We start from the raw sequence: 18,666 nt of genomic DNA on the forward strand, positions 1-18,666 counted from the left end.
CTTAGCTAGTTAGCTAAGCTTGCTGGCAACGGTTACTAATTGTTGCGCTAATGCCGACACTTGTTCTGCTGTATTTGGGTTATTAATTTGGCCGTTTTCATCGAGTACAGTATGCACAGCTGGAACCGTTAGCTGATCGGCAAGTACTAATGAGCCAATACCACTTAAAATATCACGTACGTGGTTTAAGCCACGTAGACCACCTAATCCACCAGGCGATGCGGCAAATAACGCCACTACTTTATTGCGAAAAGCAGGTACCGCACCTTGCTCTGTACGAGAAGCCCAGTCGATTGCATTTTTAAGCGCGGCAGTAATAGAGCCATTGTACTCAGGGCTGGCTAATAAAATACCATCTGCAGCACGTAACTTCTCTTTTAACAACTGCACATCGGCAGGTGTACCTTGCTCTTCAATATCTTGATTAAAAAGTGGGATATTTAAATCGGCAAGTTTAATTATTTCTACTTCTGCACCACTTTCTAATGCAAAGCGTGCTGCTTCATTGATCAGTTGTTGATTAAAGCTGTCTTTACGTAAACTACCTGCTAAAGCAATAATTTTTGGTGCTGTCATGGTTTATCCTGCTAATGTGTTAGTAAATCTCTTAACCAAAGTTCGGGCTAATGTAACCTGAGCTCCGGATAATAAACTTATCTCAAGCAGCTATTTTCAGCGCTAACTGCGTTGAATTTACTTGTAATAGGCCAGCTATTGACGCGTAAATTCGCCTTGTTTTCACTGAAAACCTCTGGCTAGAGAAAATAAAATTAAATATAACTATGATTCAATACGCTAGTAAATCTCTTAACCAGAGTTCAGGTTAATGTAGATAATATGGGGTTACTTTAACAAAAAATGACTTGAAGAAAACCCGAATAAACGCAACACTTGTGTGCGTATATGCACACAAGTTTAAGGTGACACAGTATGGCGGTTAAGTTTGAAGATTGGCAAGATGTTAAAGTGGCTTTTGAGGTTGCACGTTTAGGTACCTTAACTGCGGCGGCAGAGGCACTTAATGTGCACCATAGTACAGTGCTTAGGCGAATTAATAATCTTGAAAAAAACTTAAATACTCGTTTGTTTCATCGCCATGCTCGTGGCTATAAAGCAACAGAAACAGGCGCTAAGCTGTTTAGTACTGCACAAGTGATCGATAATTCGCTTGAGCAGTTACATAATGATATTGCGGCCGCCGATAGCACACTGCGCGGCAGTTTACTGTTAACTACGGTTAGTGGCTTTATGGATGTGCTTGGCGATGTGTGCGAGCAATTTCAGGCGCTACACCCACAAGTGCAGCTTGAGATGATTTTAGAGCAAAAGCGTTTACGGCTCGATCACGGTCAGGCGCACATTGCCGTACGTGCAGGGCCAAGGCCCGATGAAGACGACTATATTGCACAGCATTTGGCTCAGCTTAACTCGGGTTTATATGCTAACCAGCGATATATTAATAAATATGGCATGCCTAAATCGCTGAGTGACTTACAGCAGCATAACTTTATTTCTGGCGTGGCAGGCTTTAATGCGCGGGTGCCGTATTTTGAATGGGTAGATCAGCATATTGCAGCGCCGCAAATAAAACTACGTGTGTCAGAAACCTCAGAAGCTACTCGCGCTGTAATAAAAGGCTTAGGAATTGGTGGGTTACAGCACAATGTTGCGACTCAATACGCTAATTTAGTACCCATTTTATCTAATGAATTAATCTGGTGTACTGATATATGGCTAGTAACGCATCATTTAGTGCATCGTACCGCAAAAGTGCAGGCATTTAGTCAACTGTTAAAAACCTATTTTCAAACAAATAAAGTAAGCTAATGTGGCATTATAAAAACTTAGGTGATGCTATGTTTGCAGATGCAGAGCTGGCTAAAATAAAACAGCTAGTAATGGCTATCAACGCACCACTTTACGTTAAATATTACGCAAAAAGTGGACTGCATTGTGAAGTGTTTCTGTATTTTTCGCCGCACTATCAATCGCTTGCTAACCTGCTGGGGGCTACTTGTTGTAAAGCCCCTAATTTAGACGAACTGACGGTTTTATAGCGACTTTTTGACTGAAATACCTAAGCGCTTAGCCAAGCGAACTAAGTTTGCACGATCTACTTTTAAGGTGCGTGCGGCACTTGCCCAGTTATAATTATGTTGCTCAAGCTGCTGACTAATTAAATGATGGGTAAAGGTATCGGTTGCTTGCTTAAGGGATAAATTTTGCTCTGCTATGTTGGTGCTACTGCCAGTGGTGGTGTTTGTAGTATTAGCAGGTAGTGGGGATTGTGTTGCATTACCTGCGCTAAGGTTTAGCTCACAGTGCTCGGGCTTTATGGTAATAATGGCTTGTTGCCATTGGCTTTGCTTGGCTTTTAGTGCTGCGCGGCTAATTACATGTTCAAGCTCCCGTACGTTACCCGGCCACTGATATTGGGTTAATAATAATTGTGCATCGACACTTAGCTTAAGCTGTTTTATTGCTAATTTTCGGGCGGTTTGCTCAACAAAAAAACCAGCTAATACAACCACATCATTTTCACGCTGGCGTAACGGTGCAACCGTTAGCGGGTAAACACTTAATCTATGATATAAATCGGCTCTAAAGCGTCCTTCGGCTACTTCTTTTTTTAAATTACGATTAGTCGCTGCAATAACTCGCACATCAACATATTTTACTTCGTCTTCGCCTACTGTTTGTATTTCGCCACTTTGTAATACCCGTAGTAATTTGCTTTGTAGTACCAGTGGTAGTTCGCCTATTTCGTCTAAAAATAAAGTACCACCGTGCGCTAGCTGAAACTTACCTTGGCGCGCATGATCCGCCCCAGTAAAAGCGCCTTTAGCATGGCCAAAAAACTCACTTTCGGCGAGGTTTTCAGCAAGCGAAGCACAGTTTAAATGAATAAGCGGCTGCTCACTGCGTTTAGAGTGTAAATGAATATTACGTGCAACCAACTCTTTGCCTACGCCGGTCTCGCCTAAAATTAACACACTAAAATTAGAGGCGGCGACAAGTTTTATATCATTTTTAAGTACTTGTATTGCTGAGCTTTGACCAATAATCTCGCCGCCATCACGGGTGAGTGCTTCGCGATTAAGCTCTTGCACTAAGGCGCTGGAATGCTGAGCATGTAATTTGTAATGAGCCAGCTGTAATGCCGTTTTAAAATGTGCGCTGCATAGCGTTTGTAAGGTGCTAAGCGTTTGCGCACTAATGGCGTTAAAGGCATTGGCATTTAGGCTATCAAATGTAATCACACCTAATAACTGTTGTTGATCAAATAAGGGTAAGCCTAAGCAGGCGTGTACCGGAATGTCGCCAGTTTTTGCTAGCAACAAGCCGTCGTACGGATCGGGCAGTGGGCAGTCATGGGCAAATTGCAGTGGTTGCTGAGTATTACAAATAGCTTCTAAGCGCGGATGCTCACTAAGCTTAAAACGCCGCCCCAGGCTATCTGGCATTAAGCCTTTAATTGCAAGTGGCTTGAGCTGCTCACCTTGTAGCTCAAGCAGTGCGCTGGCATCACTGGCAATCACTGTTTCAAGGACAGTAAGTAATTGCTCAAAACAGTTTTTATCTAATGTGCTTTGAGCCAGCTTTACCGCTACGGCAGTGAAGTTAATTGCGCTGCTCATGTCAAAATGACTCTTATGTGTTTTTTGGTTTGATTTATGGTAGGTCATAAAGACATAAAAAGCAAAGGTGGATAAGTTAGTTCATTGAAATATATATGTTTATTTTATTGGCACGATAAGTGTAATAGGTAGTTAAGTGCATTAGTTGTTGAGGCCGTTATGAACACCTTGGTTATACATAATCCAAGCTACAAAATTGAGACAGCTTGTTTACTGAAAAAACTATTGCGAGTGGCAAACTCATTATTAGCAGCTAGCTGTGCATTACTAATAACCAGTATTTTAATTAGCTACCCTTTTGCCGATTACTTTTCTATACCGGTGCAAATTTCGGCACATATTAGCACTATTGTTATTGCTGCTATTTTAAAAATTAGCTATGTACTACGTTGTATCGCACTGCATGGCATGGGTAAGGAAGTTCGTTAATGCGACCTATTAATTTATCTCAGCCGGTACCGGCTAATATTCGCTTTTACCAAATAACGCAGTGGCCAGTATGGATGCTGCCATTTAGACCCTATTTTTTAGCCGCAGGCTTGCTGGCTTTTAGTTCAATAGGCTACTGGTTATTAATTTTAACGGGTAGTGCAACTTGGCAGTTAACAATTCCCGCTACGTTATGGCATGCCCACGAAATGTTATTTGGTTTTGCAGGTGTTGTTGCGGTGGGTTTTTTACTTACCGCCGCGCAAACTTGGACAGGAGTACCTAGTATTAGTGGCAAAAAATTAATGCTATTAACGCTGCTATGGCTTGGGGCACGAGGTGCTTTTTTTGTGTCTTTGCCTGCTTTTGCACAATTTAATTTATATGCGGTGTTAGCGTTACAGCTCGCATGGTGGCTAGGTGTTATTGCAGCATTAGCTAATATGTTATTAACCGCTAAAAGCAAAAATAACTACCAATTTTTAGTGCTATTAGCGGCGCTGTGTACGTTAAATATTGTTTACTTGGCCATGCTGATTGAACAAAAAATGCAGTTTGCGCTCGCCATTGTTGATACCGCAGTATTACTGATGACCTTATTAATTGGCGTAGTAGCAGGGCGTGTATTGCCATTTTTTACCAGTAAAGGCCTTGGTTTAACAGCGCAGGTACGTACAGCTAACGTTGACTCAGTACTGCCGTATATGAGCGTTTTTAGTATTGCGGTGTTTTTTCTTAGTCAGTTGTTTTTTAACCAGCTAAACCCAGGTTGGGCACTTGCTGTTGTTGCTGTGCTGCATTTAATCCGCAGTTTTTATTGGTGGGATAAAAACGTACTTAAAGTTCCTTTGTTATGGTCTTTGCATTTTTCGTACTTGGCACTCGGTGTTGGTTTAATGCTGGTAGCCGCGAGCTTTTACAGCAGTGTTATTTTATTTAAAGATGCATTGCACCTCATTACCATAAGTACCATTGGGATGATGATTTTAGCCATGATGACACGCGTATCTCATGGTCATACCGGACGCTCTTTGACTATCCCACATTATATGGCGGTTGCTTTTGCTTTAGTGTTAGTGGCTGGGATTACTCGCTCTTTACTGCCTTTTGTTATTGGGCCACACCTAGCTTGGCAGCTAAGTGCTGGGCTGTGGCTAATCGCCTTTTTATTATTTTTAATTCACTGCACACCTATTTTAACACAGCGTCGTGTTGATGGGCGTCGTGGTTAACCTATACCTATTTTATTAATTGGGTATTATTCACACGTAGGAAAACCTAGATGTTATCTGATAAAACTATTGAAATTGTTAAAAGTACTGTTCCTTTATTAGCTGAGGCAGGTACGGTTGTTACTGATCATTTTTACAAGCGTTTATTTAGCCATAACCCTGAGCTTAAAAATATTTTTAATATGAGCAACCAAGATACCGGCCGTCAACAATTTGCATTATTTAACGCATTGGCTGCTTATGCACAAAACATTGATAATTTAGAGGTGTTAAAAGCGGCACTTGGGCGCATTAACCATAAACATACTAGTTTAAATATTTTGCCGGAGCACTACCCAATTGTTGGTGCACATTTAATTGGCACGCTGAAAGAGCTTATTCCTGAGCAGTTCACGCCAGATGTTGAATATGCTTGGCGTGAAGCGTATGGCGTACTTGCTGATATTTGTATAACAGAGGAAGCTGCTTTATACGAGCACAGCAAAAATAACTTAGGTGGTTGGGCAGGTACACGTCAGTTTGCAATAACTAATAAGCAGGTTGAGTCAGAGTTAGTAACTAGCTTTACGCTTACGCCAATTGATGGCGAAGCAGTAATTGCCCATAAACCGGGGCAATATTTAGGTATTAAAGTTAAGCCAGAGGCTAGTGAATATGAAGAGATCCGCCAGTATTCTATTTCGCAAAAAAGTAATGGTAAAAACTACCGTATTAGCGTTAAAAAAGAGTTATTACCAAACCCTGGCTTGGTGTCTAATCATTTACACTCACTAGAGCAAGGCGCAATAGTAGAGCTATATCCGCCAGCAGGGGATTTCTTTTTACGTAATAACACCAGTCCTGCTGTACTTATCTCAGCGGGTGTTGGACAAACGCCAATGGTAGCAATGTTAGAGACGCTATTAAGCGATACTGCTAATCAAAATATTATGTATTTGCATGCTTGCGAAAATACTCAGCAGCACTCATTTGCTAATTATTTAAATGAGCTAAGCACTGTTTATCCGCGTTTACAAACCATGACTTGGTTTAATCAAGGCGATGCAGGAGCTGATTTTACCGGTTTTATGGATTTACACGCAGTACAAGCGCAATTGCCACTGAGCAACGGCGACTTTTACTTGTGTGGACCCGCTAATTTTATGGCCTTTGTGAAAAAACAACTGCTAGAATTAGGCGTTAATAACGGACACATTCATTACGAAATTTTTGGCCCGCATCAAGATCTATAATATTTATAGAATAAAACTCAATTAAAAAAGCGCGCTATTGGGCATTACTTCAATAGCGCGCTTTTTTGTGCCGTTAAATAACCTGAACTCCGGATAATAAACCTATCTCAAGCAGCTATTTTCAGCGCTAACTGCGTTGAATTTACTTGCAATAGGCCAGCTATTGACGCGTAAATTCGCCTTGTTTTCACTGGAAATCACTGGCTAGAGAAAATAAAGCTAAATATAACTATGATTCAATACGTTAGTAAATCTCTTAACCAGAGTTCAGGTTAAATATTAAACTGGCTCCTAATACCTTTAAATTAAAGCTTTTTGGTATTGGTTTGCGCGGCATACGCTTGTTGTTGCCAAGCATTAAATAACTGCTGTTGTTTATTTGATATTTTTAAGCCGTAAGTTTTTTGCATATAGGCATAGGCGTCGGCTATTTGTTTACGGGCATAAAAAGGAGGCTCTATTACTCGTTGTTTAAAGTTAACTTTAACTTCACAACGACCGTATTGGGTGGCGCTTTCACTAAGCATTCCAAATCGATAATTAGAACGATCTGCGTTAATTTCACCAATAGCAGGAGCCAAGTTGTTTATATCGGCTTCCATCTTTCTAAACTTAGCACTTACTTTACGGCAGTTTTTACGCCCGCCATTTTGCCAGCATTGTAATTGGTGGCCAAACTCCCAGGCAGGCACAATATGCTCCCATTCTATGCGTAAAGCGCGTGCATTTACGTTACCTGAGCGGGTATGTGTATTGCGTGGCACATAGCCACAGTTAGTGGGGTCGGGAACTAGTTTTTTACCCTGCTTTTTTATATCGCAGCCACAGTAAATACTTTTAGCATTACTAGGGAGGGTTTTAATTAGGTGTCTTTTAGCGGTTGAAAACCGAGTGAATTCTTCAGCCGATAGCGAAAAGCATACAAAAAAAGCCAACAAGGCTAAAATAAATCGAGTCATATCCATCACATACGTGAACTACAGGAGCGGCTAGTTTAATGACTTGAAGCTAAAAGATAAAGTTTACTTAAAGCCATATTTACCGTTCTTTAGTATTTAACCTTAGCTCTGGTTAAGAGATTTACTAACGTATTGAATCATAGTTATATTTAGTTTTATTATCCGGAGCTCAGGTTATCTACTTTAAATTGTTGTTTAAATAAACAAAAGTTGTTACTTAAAGAGTATGATGAAAGCTCATAAGTTTGTGATTTGGATTGCGAATGAAATTTGTAGATTATTATGCCGTGCTTGGAATATCGCCCGATGCAGACGATAAAGCGGTTAAAGTAGCTTATAAAAAGCTAGCTAGAAAATATCATCCAGATGTAAGTAAAGAACCTCAAGCCGAGGAAAAGTTTAAAGAGATAGGTGAAGCTTACGAAGTTATTCACAACAAAGAAGAGCGCGCTAAATACGATGTGTTACGTCGTAATCAACAAAACCGTGCTCAGCAGCAAGCAAATTATGGCGGTAGCTATGGCTCGTCACAAAACCATTATCAGCAAGGTGATCCCCAAGCCGATCAGGAGTTTTCTGATTTTGTAAATTCTATGTTTGGCGGCGCAGGTGGGTTTAACCATGGCGGGCAGGGCAGAACTGGTGGCGCTCGTGCGCAAAAAGGACAAGATGTGGAAATTGAATTCCCGGTATTTCTTGAAGAAACGTTAGTCGATACCGTTAAACCAATTGAGTTTATGCTGCCGCAGCGAGACAGTAGTGGCCGTGTATCTGAAGTTAAAAAATCGCTTAAAGTTAAAATTCCTGCCGGCTCGGTTAATGGCGAACGCATTCGCTTAAAAGGCCAAGGTGGATTAGGTTCGGCAAATGGCCCTAATGGTGATTTGTATTTGCAAATTCGCTTAGTGCCTCACCCATTATTTGACGTTGAGGGGCATAACCTAAACATAGTGGTACCTCTTGCACCATGGGAAGCTGCTTTGGGCACTAAAATAAATTTACCTACATTAGCCGGAAAAATCCAACTAACTATTCCAGCTAATAGTCAATCGGGTCAACGTTTACGCATTAAAGGTAAAGGGTTAATTAGTAAAAAAGCCAAAGGTGACTTATTTGCTGTGATTAAAATTGTTAATCCAGCATTGAGTGATGATGTTAGCAAAAAGCTTTGGCAAGAGCTGGCCGAAAAAGCCCATTTTGACCCCCGTAGCAATTGGAGCAAGTCATAATGAAAATTATCGAGGCACCACAAGGCAATTTACTCACTAGCCAAGAATTGTGTGTGAGTAGTGATATTAGCGAAGCCATATTATATGAATTGGTTGAGCACAGCATTGCTATTCCTATTGAGGGCGAGCGCGTTACAGAATGGCAATTTACGGTATCAACAGTGATCTTAGTTAAAAAGGCTGCGCGTATTCAGCATGACTTATCGTTAGATTGGTCTGCTATTGCTTTGGTTTTACAATTATTGGATGAACGGGATGAGTTGATTGCTGAAAACCAAATGTTAAAGCAGCACTTAAGTCGATTTAAACATTTAGAATAAAAAATAGTGGTTAAATTTTAAATGCAAGTAGCTAGCTATTTTTATGGAGCTAGCTCAGCACTTTTATAATAGTGAGCTTTTGGTGCTTAAATATTTTTTATTCGTGAAATAAGAGTAAGTAAAGCGTCAATAAATGCGTAAAAATAGCCGACTATTCAGATAAAAAAGGTGAATATTGCAGAGTTGATTTGGTATAAGCGTAAAACTGCGTTAAAGTTTACAGCGAACTAATTAGAGGATAAACAGCAGACAATGTCGGAAATTCAATTTTTAAATGTAGACCTAGAGCTTGAGTCAAAGCAAGATATTAGCGTGCTTGTAGCTGACCTAAAAAAAATCGCCACTATTTTACATTATGATAAAGACGAATACCGTCAGTTAGCGCGTATAGAAGTAACAGGCGAAATATCTTCACCGGATAAAGCAATTAACCACTTATGTGAGTTAGTAGAGTCATGCTCGCGGGCTGCACTTAAGCAATGGTTGAGTTGTTCGCGCCGTACCTTTGATATTGGTTTTGAATCGGGCACTTCGCCAAAGTGTTTTAACCAAGCGCTGCACGCCGATACATTATTACGTATATCGGCAATTGGTGCAGGCATGGAAATTACTATTTACCCGCTAGAAAAATAGCCTTAGCCTTTGCGCTCTACAACAGCTGCGGTCATTTTTGATACGCAGCAAAGCTCGCCGCGACTATTCGTTATTTTTATTTCCCATACTGAGCTACGCTTGCCAATATGAAACGCTTTTGCGGTGGCGGTTAAGGTGCCATTACGCGAGGCTTTTAAATGGCTGGCACTGATCTCTTGCCCTACACAATAAAATTTAGTGAAGTCGACCACAAAATTAGCCGCGTAGCTGGCAACACTTTCGGCTAAAACCACGTTTGCTCCGCCATGCACCATGCCTATAGGGTTATGGTGCGCAGGAATTGCTGGCATAGTGGCAACTAAGTAATCATCACCAATTTCAGTTATTTCAATCCCCATGGTTTTCATCAGTGTACCTTGGCCATTTATGCCTTGGTCTAACTGCTTACAAAACGCTAAAGTAATAGGTTGATGCCAAATACTCATTGTTACTCCTTTAAAGGTTGAAAACGATAACCGATAATACGATTTTTCATGGCGATATGATAGCCAAATTAGTGCAGCTACTGCATGGTAATACAGTGCTACTTTTTGCTTTCTACATAGTGCTTAATTTCATCGAGATCTTTTTTTAGCATTTTACGCATCGAACTTTTAAGAAAAAAACCTATCACTGCAGAGATCATTTTTACCCAAATAGACTCAGATCTATCAGAAAAAGTCATGGTTAAACAGGTGCTAGGTTCGGCGGCGGTAAGTGACAGCTTAGTGGTATAAACTGCCCCGCCATTTTCTGCGCGAGTGCAATAGTATTCATTAGTAACAGCTTCGTTGATCCACATGGTTTCTGAGGCTGCTTTGCCAAAAATTTTTCGTGTTTCTAACCATTTTAAGCCCACTAGCCCTTGTGGTGGCTTCTCGATTATTTTTACATCAATAATGCCAGACAGCATATTGGCACTGTTTTCGATGTCAGTTATTGCCGCCCATACTTTACGTTTAGGACCGTTAATTATTACCGCTACAGTGATATTCATAACACTCTCCGTTAATTCACATTGATGAAGTTAAGGCCCATTACAAAAACGATAGTTAACTAATTTTTAATAACAGCAACAACTTAGTAGTTATGTAATTAATGTAACGTAAAACTAACACTATCGTGATCTGCGTAATTTTATCTGTAATTTACTTGGTAATTTTAAGCTTAGACCAATGCCATCTTTGGCAGCAAAGGCGAGGAGTAATTTAAATTTGCGATTTTCAGATAACTGTATATACTCACAGTTAAATGTACTGTATGGAAAACCAGTTGTATGCGACCATTAACTAACCGCCAAGCGCAAATACTCGAACTTATTAAAGTGTTTATTAAAGACACTGGTATGCCTCCTACACGCGCAGAAATTGCACAAACATTAGGCTTTAAAAGTGCTAATGCAGCAGAAGAGCATTTAAAAGCGCTGGCTAAAAAAGGCGCTATTAAAATGAAACCAGGCGCTAGCCGTGGTATTCAACTTATTGAAGAAGATGAACCAGAACAACTTGGTTTACCGTTAATAGGCCGTGTAGCTGCCGGCGAACCTATTTTGGCGCAACAACATGTTGAGAGCCATTGTAAAATTGACCCGTTAATGTTTAAACCCGCTGCCGATTTTTTATTGCGTGTAAATGGTATGAGCATGCGAGATATTGGTATTATGGATGGTGATTTACTGGCTGTTCATCGCACTCAAGTTGCCGAAAATGGCCAAGTTATTGTTGCCCGCGTTGATGACGATGTAACGGTAAAACGCTTAGAAAAAGCAGGCAAAAAAGTATTATTGCATGCTGAAAATAAAGAATTTTCGTCGATAGAAGTGGATCTTGAAAACGAATCTTTTAATATTGAAGGCTTAGCTGTTGGGGTTATTCGTAATGCTGACTGGATGTGACAATTAAGCTGTTATAGCTATGTAAAATATCGGCATAATTTAATAGCTCAGATAATTAATGCGCACTTTTTAGTGCGCTTTTTTTTGCTTTTTTTTGTGAAAATTCCGCTGTAATGAAAAAATTATATTAAGTTTATGTTTTTTATCATTTAAGTATTTAATACTCGTTATCGCTGTCTTTTTATTTGTAACCCTTGCTGTTGCTCACTTCCTGCTTAGAACAAAATTAAATAAATCCCATATTTACGCTAATCCCCTAATATTATTTGATTATTTTTCAAACTAAAACTTGCTAGTTGTTCAATTATTAACTAATTGTTAATGGGCTGGACTAACAATAACTCACAGCTTTAGTTTTGAGAAAATATATTTATATATCCGGCAGCAATACAAAAATAAAAAATAACAAATTGGCATATAAAGCTTATGTCTTTTTGTTTTGCACTCGCAACAGTATTAAAGGAGCTGTCACATGGGTAAATTGAGCTCTACCTTGTGGCTTATATTGTTTGTTTTTCCGCAGTTAGCATTGGCAAATAGCCAATATAATATGCGCAAAGGCGTAACCGATATAAGTAATAATGTTTATCAACTACACATGACCATATTTTTAATATGCTGTGTAATAGGCGTGATTGTATTTGCCGTTATGTTTTGGGCACTTATTCATCATCGTAAATCTAAAGGAGCAGTTGCTGCTCAATTTCACGAAAGTACCAAAGTAGAAATACTCTGGACAGCAATTCCATTTGTTATTTTAATAGCAATGGCAGTCCCCGCAACTAAAACATTAATAGCGATGGAAGATGCCAGTAAAGCGGATATCACTATTAAAGTAACTGGTTCACAATGGAAATGGCATTACGAATATATGGGGGAAGATGTTGAGTTTTACTCAATACTTGCCACACCGCAAAATGAAATTGCCAACCTAGCCGATAAAAACCCCAACTATTTACTTGAGGTAGATAAGCCTCTGGTATTACCGATCAATAAAAAAGTACGCTTTTTAATGACCTCCGACGATGTTATTCATTCTTGGTGGGTGCCCGATTTTGCTATTAAAAAAGATGCAAACCCGGGGTTTATTAACGAAACGTGGACCAACATAAACGAAGTCGGTATTTATCGCGGTCAGTGTGCTGAGCTATGCGGTAAAGATCATGGCTTTATGCCAGTGGTAGTAGAGGCTAAGTCAGAGGCCGATTTTAAAGTTTGGCTAGCAGATGCTAAACAAGCAAAGCAAAAAGCAGCAGCAGCAGATGCTGCATTACTTGACCAAACACTCCCTAAAGAAGAATTAATGACTTTGGGTGAGCAAGTGTATATGGCCAATTGTGCTGCATGTCATCAGCCCACAGGGTTAGGTTTGCCAGGCGTTTTTCCTGCACTTAAAGGCAGCCCGATAGTGCTTGGCGATATAAAAGACCACATTGATATTGTTATTCACGGAAGCCCCGGCACAGCCATGCAAGCCTTTGCTAAACAGCTCTCTATAAAGCAATTAGCAGCGGTAATTACTTATAAGCGTAATGCATGGGGTAATGATACCGGTGATGTAATTCAACCAAGTGAAATACAGGCAGCACTTGATGCCGATGGGGAGGCGAACTAATGAGTAGCATAGTAGAACAACCTGACATTAATGAAGCTCACCACGCTCATCATCCTGCTAAAGGCTTTAAGCGTTGGTTATATACCACTAATCATAAAGATATAGGTAGCTTGTACTTAATTTTTTCGCTAACTATGTTTTTTATTGGTGGTGCTATGGCTATGGTGATCCGCGCTGAGTTATTTCAGCCAGGATTGCAATTAGTGGATCCTCACTTTTTTAATCAAATGACCACGGTTCATGGGTTGATTATGGTATTTGGTGCCGTTATGCCGGCCTTTACTGGCTTAGCTAACTGGATGGTGCCATTAATGATTGGCGCGCCTGATATGGCCTTACCCCGAATGAATAACTGGAGTTTTTGGATTTTACCATTCGCGTTTTTAATTTTATTATCATCGCTATTAATGCCCGGTGGCGGTCCTGCGTTTGGTTGGACTTTTTATGCGCCGCTGTCCACAACCTACAGTAATGACAATACCGCCATGTTTGTATTTGCTGTGCATATTATGGGTATTAGCTCCATTATGGGGGCAATTAATGTAATTGTAACCATAGTTAACTTGCGTGCCCCAGGCATGACTTGGATGAAGGTCCCTATGTTTGTATGGACTTGGCTGATAACGGCATTTTTATTAATTGCGGTTATGCCGGTACTCGCAGGTGCAGTGACCATGGTGCTCACCGATAAATACTTTGCAACCAGCTTTTTTGATGCAGCTGGTGGCGGTGATCCGGTGATGTTTCAGCACATATTTTGGTTTTTTGGCCACCCCGAAGTATACATAATGATTTTGCCGGCTTTTGGCATTATTTCTACTATAGTTCCTACCTTTTCGCGTAAAAAACTTTTTGGTTATTCCTCCATGGTATATGCCACGGCGTCAATTGCGTTGTTGAGTTTTACAGTGTGGGCGCATCATATGTTTACTACCGGTATGCCGGTGGCTGGCGAGCTATTTTTTATGTACGCGACTATGCTGATATCGGTGCCCACTGGAGTAAAAATATTTAATTGGGTAGCCACTATGTGGCGCGGTTCAATTACGTTTGAAGTCCCCATGCTGTTTAGTATTGCTTTTATTGTGTTGTTTACCTTAGGTGGTTTTTCGGGATTGATGCTGGCCATTACACCGGCTGATTTTCAGTACCATGATACCTACTTTGTAGTGGCACATTTTCATTATGTACTGGTAACGGGAGCGGTGTTTTCTATTATGGCAGGCGCGTATTATTGGCTGCCTAAATGGACTGGTAATATGTATAACATAGCGCTGGCTAAATGGCATTTTTGGTTATCGCTGGTAAGCGTAAATGTATTGTTTTTTCCTATGCACTTTGTAGGGCTTGCAGGCATGCCACGCCGTATACCCGACTATGCGCTACAGTTTGCTGACTTTAACGCCATTATTAGTATTGGCGGCTTTGCCTTTGGATTATCGCAGTTGTTGTTTGTAGCTGTAGTGATTAAATGCGCACGCGGCGGCGACAAGGTTCCTGCAAAAGTGTGGGAAGGCGCAGAAGGACTGGAGTGGGAGGTAGATTCACCTGCTCCGTACCATACATTTTCAACACCACCGGAAATAAAATAATGATACACGCACCGCTACTTAAGCGCTTAGTTGTTATTTGCTTAGCCATGTTCGCATTTGCATTTGCGTTAGTGCCTTTGTATGACGTGTTTTGTGATATTACCGGCATTAACGGTAAGCCATCATTAGAGCAAGCAAAGCAAAGCACGCAAGTAATACAAAATCGCGAAATAAGTGTGAGCTTTACCACGCATGCACAAAGCGGTGCACCCTTTGCTGTGAAGTCTAAAGAGTACAGTGTTGCGGTAAAGCCCGGTGCTATGCGTGAGGTAATGTTTAGCGCCAAAAATAATAGTGACCAAGATAAAGTAATGCAGGCAGTGCCTTCGGTATCACCCGGTAGAGCAGCAAAATACTTACATAAAATAGCGTGTTTTTGTTTTGATCAACAGCCATTAAAAGCAGGTGAAGAACTAGAGTTTACGTTGCTTTTTTATGTTGATACCGCACTACCAAGTGACATTGAAGAGTTAACTTTATCTTATACGGTATTTGATATTAGTGAGCGGCTAGCAGCCAATAACAACTAGCCTAACTAGTGACAACCAGGAGCAAATAAAATGAAGCAAGAATATGAGCATTATTATGTACCAGATCAAAGCCCATGGCCGATTGTTGGCGCAGTAGCATTATTTTTTATTGCAGTAGGTGCAGCTCTAACCGTAATGAGTGCCGGTAAAGAAGGTGACAGTGGCATTTATATTTTGTACGCAGGTATAGCAGTACTGCTGTATATGTTGTTTAGCTGGTTTAAAAACGTGATTGATGAGGCCGGGAAAGGCTTATATTCGGCGCAAATGGATCGCTCTTTTCGACAAGGAATGAGTTGGTTTATTTTTTCTGAAGTAATGTTTTTTATGGCATTTTTTGGCGCACTTTTTTACGCCCGTATGCTTTCTGTGCCTTGGCTTGGTGGTGCCGATAACAATGCCATGACTAACGAAGTGCTTTGGCCTACATTTGAAGCTGTGTGGCCATTAATTACCACGCCAGGGGGCGACACTACCCAAGCTATGGGATGGCAAGGTCTACCGCTGATTAACACCTTAATTTTATTGACCTCATCAGTTACTTTGCATTTTGCCCATGTGGCAATAGAAAGTGATAAACGCGGCCAGTTAAAAGTGTTTTTAGGACTGACTATTTTATTGGGTGCAGTTTTTTTAGGCCTACAAGTAGAAGAATATATTCATGCGTATAACGATTTAAACTTAACATTAGATGCCGGTATTTATGGCAGCACGTTCTTTTTACTTACGGGTTTTCATGGCATGCATGTGACCTTAGGAACTATTATTTTATTGGTAGTATTTTTACGAATTTTAAAAGGACACTTTACTAAAGATAAGCACTTTGCTTTTCAAGCGGCGGCTTGGTACTGGCATTTTGTTGATGTAGTTTGGTTATGCTTATTTATATTTGTGTATGTGCTGTAGTTATTAAAGGGGCGTTATTGCCGCTAATAAAGCCAAGTTTTAGTGCGGCAATAACAACTATTAATACCACCACAGAAAATAATACGCGACGACCTAAAAAGTGAGACATAGGTCGTCCTTGGGTTTTTCCAGAGACCATAATAAATAAAGCGCGAAATAAGTTAAAAAGTATAAATAATAACAACAATACAATAAAAATTTTAATCATCACTAGGTTGACCCTTTATGCAGTTAATTAGATGGCGTGAACAAAAGTTTAGCTCAATAATCACCATTTGTATGGTAGTGATTGTAGTTTTGGTGTGTGTGCGTTTAGGTTTTTGGCAGTTAGAACGTGCGACACACAAACAACAGCAGTTAGCTTCTATTGCAACGCTGCAAACGCACGGTGTAATGAGCTGGCAGCAAATGCTTAAACTACCTAGTAACTGGAATAAAACAGGATTGTTAGTTGAGTTAACAGGGCATTTTATTAACGATGAATATTGGCTTTTAGACAACCAAGTTTATAACGGGCAGGTGGGTTATGACTTACTGGCACTGTTAAAGCCAAATAACGAAACACATGCCATTTTGGTTAATTTAGGCTGGATAAAAGCTCCCCTATCGCGCGATACATTACCTAAAGTAACCCTACCTAAACACGCTTTTACGCTTACTGCTCAAATAAAAGAAAATAACCTCACTGCTTTTAGCCTCGAGAGTAAAACCAATAACATTGATTTACCAAAGCGAGTGCAAACAATTGAATTAAATAAGTTGAGCGAACAAAGCCAGCAATTATTAGTTAATTTTATGGCGTATCGCCAAGGTAGCGGCGATGCAATAGGTATACCTCACTATACCGCGGTTGTTATGAGCCCACAAAAACACCACGCTTATGCGGTGCAATGGTTTTTAATTGCGCTGGCGTGCGTTTTAGTGGCTATTTTTGCAAGTAAAAAAAGGACACATAATGAAAAATAATCCCCTTTTACTGTTTGTCATTTGCTGCGCTATTCCGCTAATTTTAGCGTACAGCGCGCTTAAATTAGATTGGTTACCTACCGCCATTACTAACAATGGTGAGTTTTTACAGCAACAGGTTAAATATGAAAATTGGCCGCAAAACAATCATAAGCAATGGACTATTGCCCTAAATTACTCCAATGGATGTACTACGCCTTGTAGTGAGCAATTAGCCGCACTAAATAATTTATACATAGCACTAGGCAAAAACCAGAATAAAGTAGATGTAGCCGTGATAGGCGAAGTAAAAGCTGCCAACTCCCCGTGGAAAAGTATAGATGCGCAACCAAACTTACAACCGGCTAGTTTGTATTTAATCGACCATATGGGGCTTGTAGTGCTTGAGTATCCATTTAAAACACAGCCACAGGAAAATAGATTAGTACAAAAAGGACTATTAAAAGATCTAAAAAAATTACTGAGTTATTCTCGTTCGAGCTAAGTAGGAAGATGCCATGTATAAAAATTATAAAAACTGGGTATTAATAGCGGGCTTATTGGCTTTGATAGTAGTGGCGTTGGGTGCTTATACTCGCTTAAGTGATGCCGGGTTGGGTTGCCCAGATTGGCCAGGATGTTATGGCTTTTTAACTGTACCCAAACATGAAGCCGATATAGCGCAAGCAGCACAAAGTTATCCCGATATGATGTTTGAAACCGCTAAAGCATGGAAAGAAATGATTCATCGCTACTTTGCCGGTACGCTAGGCTTGCTCATATTAGCCTTATTTGTATATGCTTTTTTAAAACGTCAATCGCCAACAACGCCAGTTAAATTACCATTACTACTGTTATTGTTAGTGATATTTCAGGCTGCATTAGGTATGTGGACGGTTACGATGAATTTACAGCCGTTAATAGTGATGGGTCACTTACTTGGTGGCTTTAGTATTTTAGCGCTGCTCACTTTATTATATTTACGATTAAACGCCAAGCCAATAATGGGGGGGGATGCAGGTGCAAGACGCTATTTTGCTTTAAGCTTAGTGGCGCTTAGCGTACTAATTATACAAATAGCATTAGGAGGTTGGTTGGCTGCAAATTACGCTGCTCCGCATTGTAATGGCTTGCCTTTATGTAGTAATGCTCAGCCATTTTCGCTTAGTAGTGTGTTTCAGCTCCCGCTTGAGTATGGTAACTACGAGTTTGGCGTCCTGTCGCAGCAAGCACGTATGTCGATTCATTTATTACACCGTATTTGGGCATTAGTTACTTGCATAGTATTGGCATTAATTATGTGGCGAATATACAGCCGTGCCTACTCGCAAAAAATAAAAAGCTGCGCCGTTAGCGTGTTAGTTGTCTTATTTTGCCAAATTGCTTTAGGCCTCGCAGTGGTGCATTGGCATATTCCGTTAAGTATGGCACTGGCACATAACTTAATGGCTGCCATACTGTTATTAACTTTAATTAGATTATGCTATTACCTCAAAGCACGAACTTAAAAGC

22 protein-coding genes are annotated in these 18,666 nt (G+C 40.3%); 16 read left to right on the forward strand and 6 right to left on the reverse strand.

Annotated elements, in window-relative coordinates:
• Nucleotides 1–9: 9 nt before the first annotated feature.
• Nucleotides 10–576 (reverse strand): NADPH-dependent FMN reductase, encoded by a 567-nt coding sequence (locus H5058_RS09170; protein WP_182677785.1) that lies wholly within the window; start codon nt 574–576, stop codon nt 10–12.
• Nucleotides 577–930: 354 nt separating this feature from the next.
• Between H5058_RS09170 and H5058_RS09175 the strand changes: the two genes are divergently transcribed.
• Nucleotides 931–1,827: a LysR family transcriptional regulator gene (locus H5058_RS09175; protein WP_182677787.1), complete on the forward strand. Its 897-nt coding sequence runs from the start codon at nt 931–933 to the stop codon at nt 1,825–1,827.
• Entirely contained in the window at nt 1,827–2,057 is a 231-nt protein-coding gene (locus tag H5058_RS09180; protein WP_182677789.1) for a hypothetical protein, read from the forward strand. The genes H5058_RS09175 and H5058_RS09180 overlap by 1 nt, the downstream gene beginning before the upstream one ends.
• Here the strand turns inward: H5058_RS09180 and norR are convergent.
• Nucleotides 2,052–3,638 (reverse strand): nitric oxide reductase transcriptional regulator NorR, encoded by a 1,587-nt coding sequence (gene norR / locus H5058_RS09185; protein ID WP_182677791.1) that lies wholly within the window; start codon nt 3,636–3,638, stop codon nt 2,052–2,054. The two genes, H5058_RS09180 and norR, sit on opposite strands and share 6 nt — an antisense overlap.
• A gap of 159 nt (nt 3,639–3,797) precedes the next feature.
• On the opposite strand from norR, the gene H5058_RS09190 reads away from it, so the two are divergent.
• Genes H5058_RS09190 through hmpA form a run of 3 tightly spaced genes read left to right on the forward strand, consistent with a single transcriptional unit; the run spans nt 3,798 to nt 6,531 of the window.
• Entirely contained in the window at nt 3,798–4,067 is a 270-nt protein-coding gene (locus H5058_RS09190; RefSeq protein ID WP_182677793.1) for a hypothetical protein, read from the forward strand.
• Nucleotides 4,067–5,299, forward strand: a complete 1,233-nt coding sequence (locus H5058_RS09195) for an NnrS family protein (protein ID WP_182677795.1) — start codon at nt 4,067–4,069, stop codon at nt 5,297–5,299. Before H5058_RS09190 ends, H5058_RS09195 begins: the two co-directional genes overlap by 1 nt.
• Nucleotides 5,300–5,349: 50 nt before the next feature.
• Nucleotides 5,350–6,531 carry an NO-inducible flavohemoprotein gene (gene hmpA, locus H5058_RS09200; protein ID WP_182677797.1) on the forward strand — a complete coding sequence of 394 codons (1,182 nt, stop codon included), beginning with the start codon at nt 5,350–5,352 and terminating at the stop codon, nt 6,529–6,531.
• A gap of 305 nt (nt 6,532–6,836) precedes the next feature.
• Here hmpA and H5058_RS09205 read toward each other — a convergent pair whose 3' ends face one another.
• Nucleotides 6,837–7,490 carry an endonuclease gene (locus H5058_RS09205; protein ID WP_372810630.1) on the reverse strand — a complete coding sequence of 218 codons (654 nt, stop codon included), beginning with the start codon at nt 7,488–7,490 and terminating at the stop codon, nt 6,837–6,839.
• A gap of 263 nt (nt 7,491–7,753) precedes the next feature.
• Between H5058_RS09205 and H5058_RS09210 the strand changes: the two genes are divergently transcribed.
• The 3 genes from H5058_RS09210 to H5058_RS09220 all read left to right on the forward strand — a co-directional run bounded on the left by H5058_RS09210 (nt 7,754) and on the right by H5058_RS09220 (nt 9,672).
• Nucleotides 7,754–8,719 (forward strand): DnaJ C-terminal domain-containing protein, encoded by a 966-nt coding sequence (locus tag H5058_RS09210; protein WP_182677801.1) that lies wholly within the window; start codon nt 7,754–7,756, stop codon nt 8,717–8,719.
• Complete coding sequence (locus H5058_RS09215) at nt 8,719–9,039, forward strand: chaperone modulator CbpM (protein WP_011329505.1); 321 nt, start codon at nt 8,719–8,721, stop codon at nt 9,037–9,039. Before H5058_RS09210 ends, H5058_RS09215 begins: the two co-directional genes overlap by 1 nt.
• A 252-nt stretch (nt 9,040–9,291) precedes the next feature.
• Nucleotides 9,292–9,672, forward strand: coding sequence for a hypothetical protein (locus H5058_RS09220; RefSeq protein WP_011329504.1), 381 nt, complete (start codon nt 9,292–9,294; stop codon nt 9,670–9,672).
• A 2-nt stretch (nt 9,673–9,674) separates the two neighbouring features.
• Here H5058_RS09220 and H5058_RS09225 read toward each other — a convergent pair whose 3' ends face one another.
• Both H5058_RS09225 and H5058_RS09230 read right to left on the reverse strand, forming a co-directional pair.
• A complete protein-coding gene (locus H5058_RS09225) occupies nt 9,675–10,118 on the reverse strand; it encodes a PaaI family thioesterase (protein WP_011329503.1) in 444 nt (147 codons plus the stop codon).
• A 98-nt stretch (nt 10,119–10,216) separates the two neighbouring features.
• Nucleotides 10,217–10,669 (reverse strand): SRPBCC family protein, encoded by a 453-nt coding sequence (locus H5058_RS09230; protein WP_182677803.1) that lies wholly within the window; start codon nt 10,667–10,669, stop codon nt 10,217–10,219.
• 279 nt (nt 10,670–10,948) lie between these two features.
• On the opposite strand from H5058_RS09230, the gene lexA reads away from it, so the two are divergent.
• The 5 genes from lexA (at nt 10,949) to H5058_RS09255 (ending at nt 16,209) form a co-directional block, all read left to right on the forward strand.
• Entirely contained in the window at nt 10,949–11,566 is a 618-nt protein-coding gene (gene lexA / locus H5058_RS09235) for a transcriptional repressor LexA (protein ID WP_041454613.1), read from the forward strand.
• Between the two features lie 472 nt (nt 11,567–12,038).
• Nucleotides 12,039–13,181: a cytochrome c oxidase subunit II gene (gene coxB / locus H5058_RS09240; RefSeq protein ID WP_011329500.1), complete on the forward strand. Its 1,143-nt coding sequence runs from the start codon at nt 12,039–12,041 to the stop codon at nt 13,179–13,181.
• Nucleotides 13,181–14,773, forward strand: coding sequence for a cytochrome c oxidase subunit I (ctaD, locus tag H5058_RS09245; protein ID WP_011329499.1), 1,593 nt, complete (start codon nt 13,181–13,183; stop codon nt 14,771–14,773). The genes coxB and ctaD overlap by 1 nt, the downstream gene beginning before the upstream one ends.
• On the forward strand, nt 14,773–15,303 hold the full coding sequence (locus H5058_RS09250; protein ID WP_086997121.1) for a cytochrome c oxidase assembly protein: 531 nt from the start codon (nt 14,773–14,775) through the stop codon (nt 15,301–15,303). The genes ctaD and H5058_RS09250 overlap by 1 nt, the downstream gene beginning before the upstream one ends.
• Nucleotides 15,304–15,333: 30 nt before the next feature.
• Nucleotides 15,334–16,209 carry a cytochrome c oxidase subunit 3 gene (locus tag H5058_RS09255; protein WP_011329497.1) on the forward strand — a complete coding sequence of 292 codons (876 nt, stop codon included), beginning with the start codon at nt 15,334–15,336 and terminating at the stop codon, nt 16,207–16,209.
• Here H5058_RS09255 and H5058_RS09260 read toward each other — a convergent pair.
• Entirely contained in the window at nt 16,187–16,417 is a 231-nt protein-coding gene (locus H5058_RS09260) for a DUF2909 family protein (RefSeq protein ID WP_050754475.1), read from the reverse strand. The two genes, H5058_RS09255 and H5058_RS09260, sit on opposite strands and share 23 nt — an antisense overlap.
• Nucleotides 16,418–16,434: 17 nt before the next feature.
• On the opposite strand from H5058_RS09260, the gene H5058_RS09265 reads away from it, so the two are divergent.
• Genes H5058_RS09265 through H5058_RS09275 form a run of 3 tightly spaced genes read left to right on the forward strand, consistent with a single transcriptional unit; the run spans nt 16,435 to nt 18,662 of the window.
• Nucleotides 16,435–17,175: an SURF1 family protein gene (locus H5058_RS09265; RefSeq protein ID WP_182677805.1), complete on the forward strand. Its 741-nt coding sequence runs from the start codon at nt 16,435–16,437 to the stop codon at nt 17,173–17,175.
• Nucleotides 17,165–17,659 (forward strand): transmembrane cytochrome oxidase associated protein, encoded by a 495-nt coding sequence (locus H5058_RS09270; RefSeq protein WP_086997112.1) that lies wholly within the window; start codon nt 17,165–17,167, stop codon nt 17,657–17,659. The genes H5058_RS09265 and H5058_RS09270 overlap by 11 nt, the downstream gene beginning before the upstream one ends.
• Before the next feature lie 13 nt (nt 17,660–17,672).
• Nucleotides 17,673–18,662 (forward strand): heme A synthase, encoded by a 990-nt coding sequence (locus tag H5058_RS09275; protein ID WP_182677807.1) that lies wholly within the window; start codon nt 17,673–17,675, stop codon nt 18,660–18,662.
• Nucleotides 18,663–18,666 lie beyond the last annotated feature (4 nt).

The sequence above is a fragment of the Pseudoalteromonas sp. SR45-4 genome, assembly GCF_014163535.1.
Lineage (GTDB): Bacteria > Pseudomonadota > Gammaproteobacteria > Enterobacterales > Alteromonadaceae > Pseudoalteromonas > Pseudoalteromonas nigrifaciens.

What these genes read in the sequence shown, in the direction of transcription:
- H5058_RS09170 (WP_182677785.1), bottom strand. Translation starts at nt 576, where the DNA reads ATGACAGCACCAAAAATTATTGCTTTAGCAGGTAGTTTACGTAAAGAC.
- H5058_RS09175 (WP_182677787.1), top strand. Translation starts at nt 931, where the DNA reads ATGGCGGTTAAGTTTGAAGATTGGCAAGATGTTAAAGTGGCTTTTGAG.
- H5058_RS09180 (WP_182677789.1), top strand. Translation starts at nt 1,827, where the DNA reads ATGTGGCATTATAAAAACTTAGGTGATGCTATGTTTGCAGATGCAGAG.
- norR (WP_182677791.1), bottom strand. Translation starts at nt 3,638, where the DNA reads ATGAGCAGCGCAATTAACTTCACTGCCGTAGCGGTAAAGCTGGCTCAA.
- H5058_RS09190 (WP_182677793.1), top strand. Translation starts at nt 3,798, where the DNA reads ATGAACACCTTGGTTATACATAATCCAAGCTACAAAATTGAGACAGCT.
- H5058_RS09195 (WP_182677795.1), top strand. Translation starts at nt 4,067, where the DNA reads ATGCGACCTATTAATTTATCTCAGCCGGTACCGGCTAATATTCGCTTT.
- hmpA (WP_182677797.1), top strand. Translation starts at nt 5,350, where the DNA reads ATGTTATCTGATAAAACTATTGAAATTGTTAAAAGTACTGTTCCTTTA.
- H5058_RS09205 (WP_372810630.1), bottom strand. Translation starts at nt 7,490, where the DNA reads ATGACTCGATTTATTTTAGCCTTGTTGGCTTTTTTTGTATGCTTTTCG.
- H5058_RS09210 (WP_182677801.1), top strand. Translation starts at nt 7,754, where the DNA reads ATGAAATTTGTAGATTATTATGCCGTGCTTGGAATATCGCCCGATGCA.
- H5058_RS09215 (WP_011329505.1), top strand. Translation starts at nt 8,719, where the DNA reads ATGAAAATTATCGAGGCACCACAAGGCAATTTACTCACTAGCCAAGAA.
- H5058_RS09220 (WP_011329504.1), top strand. Translation starts at nt 9,292, where the DNA reads ATGTCGGAAATTCAATTTTTAAATGTAGACCTAGAGCTTGAGTCAAAG.
- H5058_RS09225 (WP_011329503.1), bottom strand. Translation starts at nt 10,118, where the DNA reads ATGAGTATTTGGCATCAACCTATTACTTTAGCGTTTTGTAAGCAGTTA.
- H5058_RS09230 (WP_182677803.1), bottom strand. Translation starts at nt 10,669, where the DNA reads ATGAATATCACTGTAGCGGTAATAATTAACGGTCCTAAACGTAAAGTA.
- lexA (WP_041454613.1), top strand. Translation starts at nt 10,949, where the DNA reads ATGCGACCATTAACTAACCGCCAAGCGCAAATACTCGAACTTATTAAA.
- coxB (WP_011329500.1), top strand. Translation starts at nt 12,039, where the DNA reads ATGGGTAAATTGAGCTCTACCTTGTGGCTTATATTGTTTGTTTTTCCG.
- ctaD (WP_011329499.1), top strand. Translation starts at nt 13,181, where the DNA reads ATGAGTAGCATAGTAGAACAACCTGACATTAATGAAGCTCACCACGCT.
- H5058_RS09250 (WP_086997121.1), top strand. Translation starts at nt 14,773, where the DNA reads ATGATACACGCACCGCTACTTAAGCGCTTAGTTGTTATTTGCTTAGCC.
- H5058_RS09255 (WP_011329497.1), top strand. Translation starts at nt 15,334, where the DNA reads ATGAAGCAAGAATATGAGCATTATTATGTACCAGATCAAAGCCCATGG.
- H5058_RS09260 (WP_050754475.1), bottom strand. Translation starts at nt 16,417, where the DNA reads ATGATTAAAATTTTTATTGTATTGTTGTTATTATTTATACTTTTTAAC.
- H5058_RS09265 (WP_182677805.1), top strand. Translation starts at nt 16,435, where the DNA reads ATGCAGTTAATTAGATGGCGTGAACAAAAGTTTAGCTCAATAATCACC.
- H5058_RS09270 (WP_086997112.1), top strand. Translation starts at nt 17,165, where the DNA reads ATGAAAAATAATCCCCTTTTACTGTTTGTCATTTGCTGCGCTATTCCG.
- H5058_RS09275 (WP_182677807.1), top strand. Translation starts at nt 17,673, where the DNA reads ATGTATAAAAATTATAAAAACTGGGTATTAATAGCGGGCTTATTGGCT.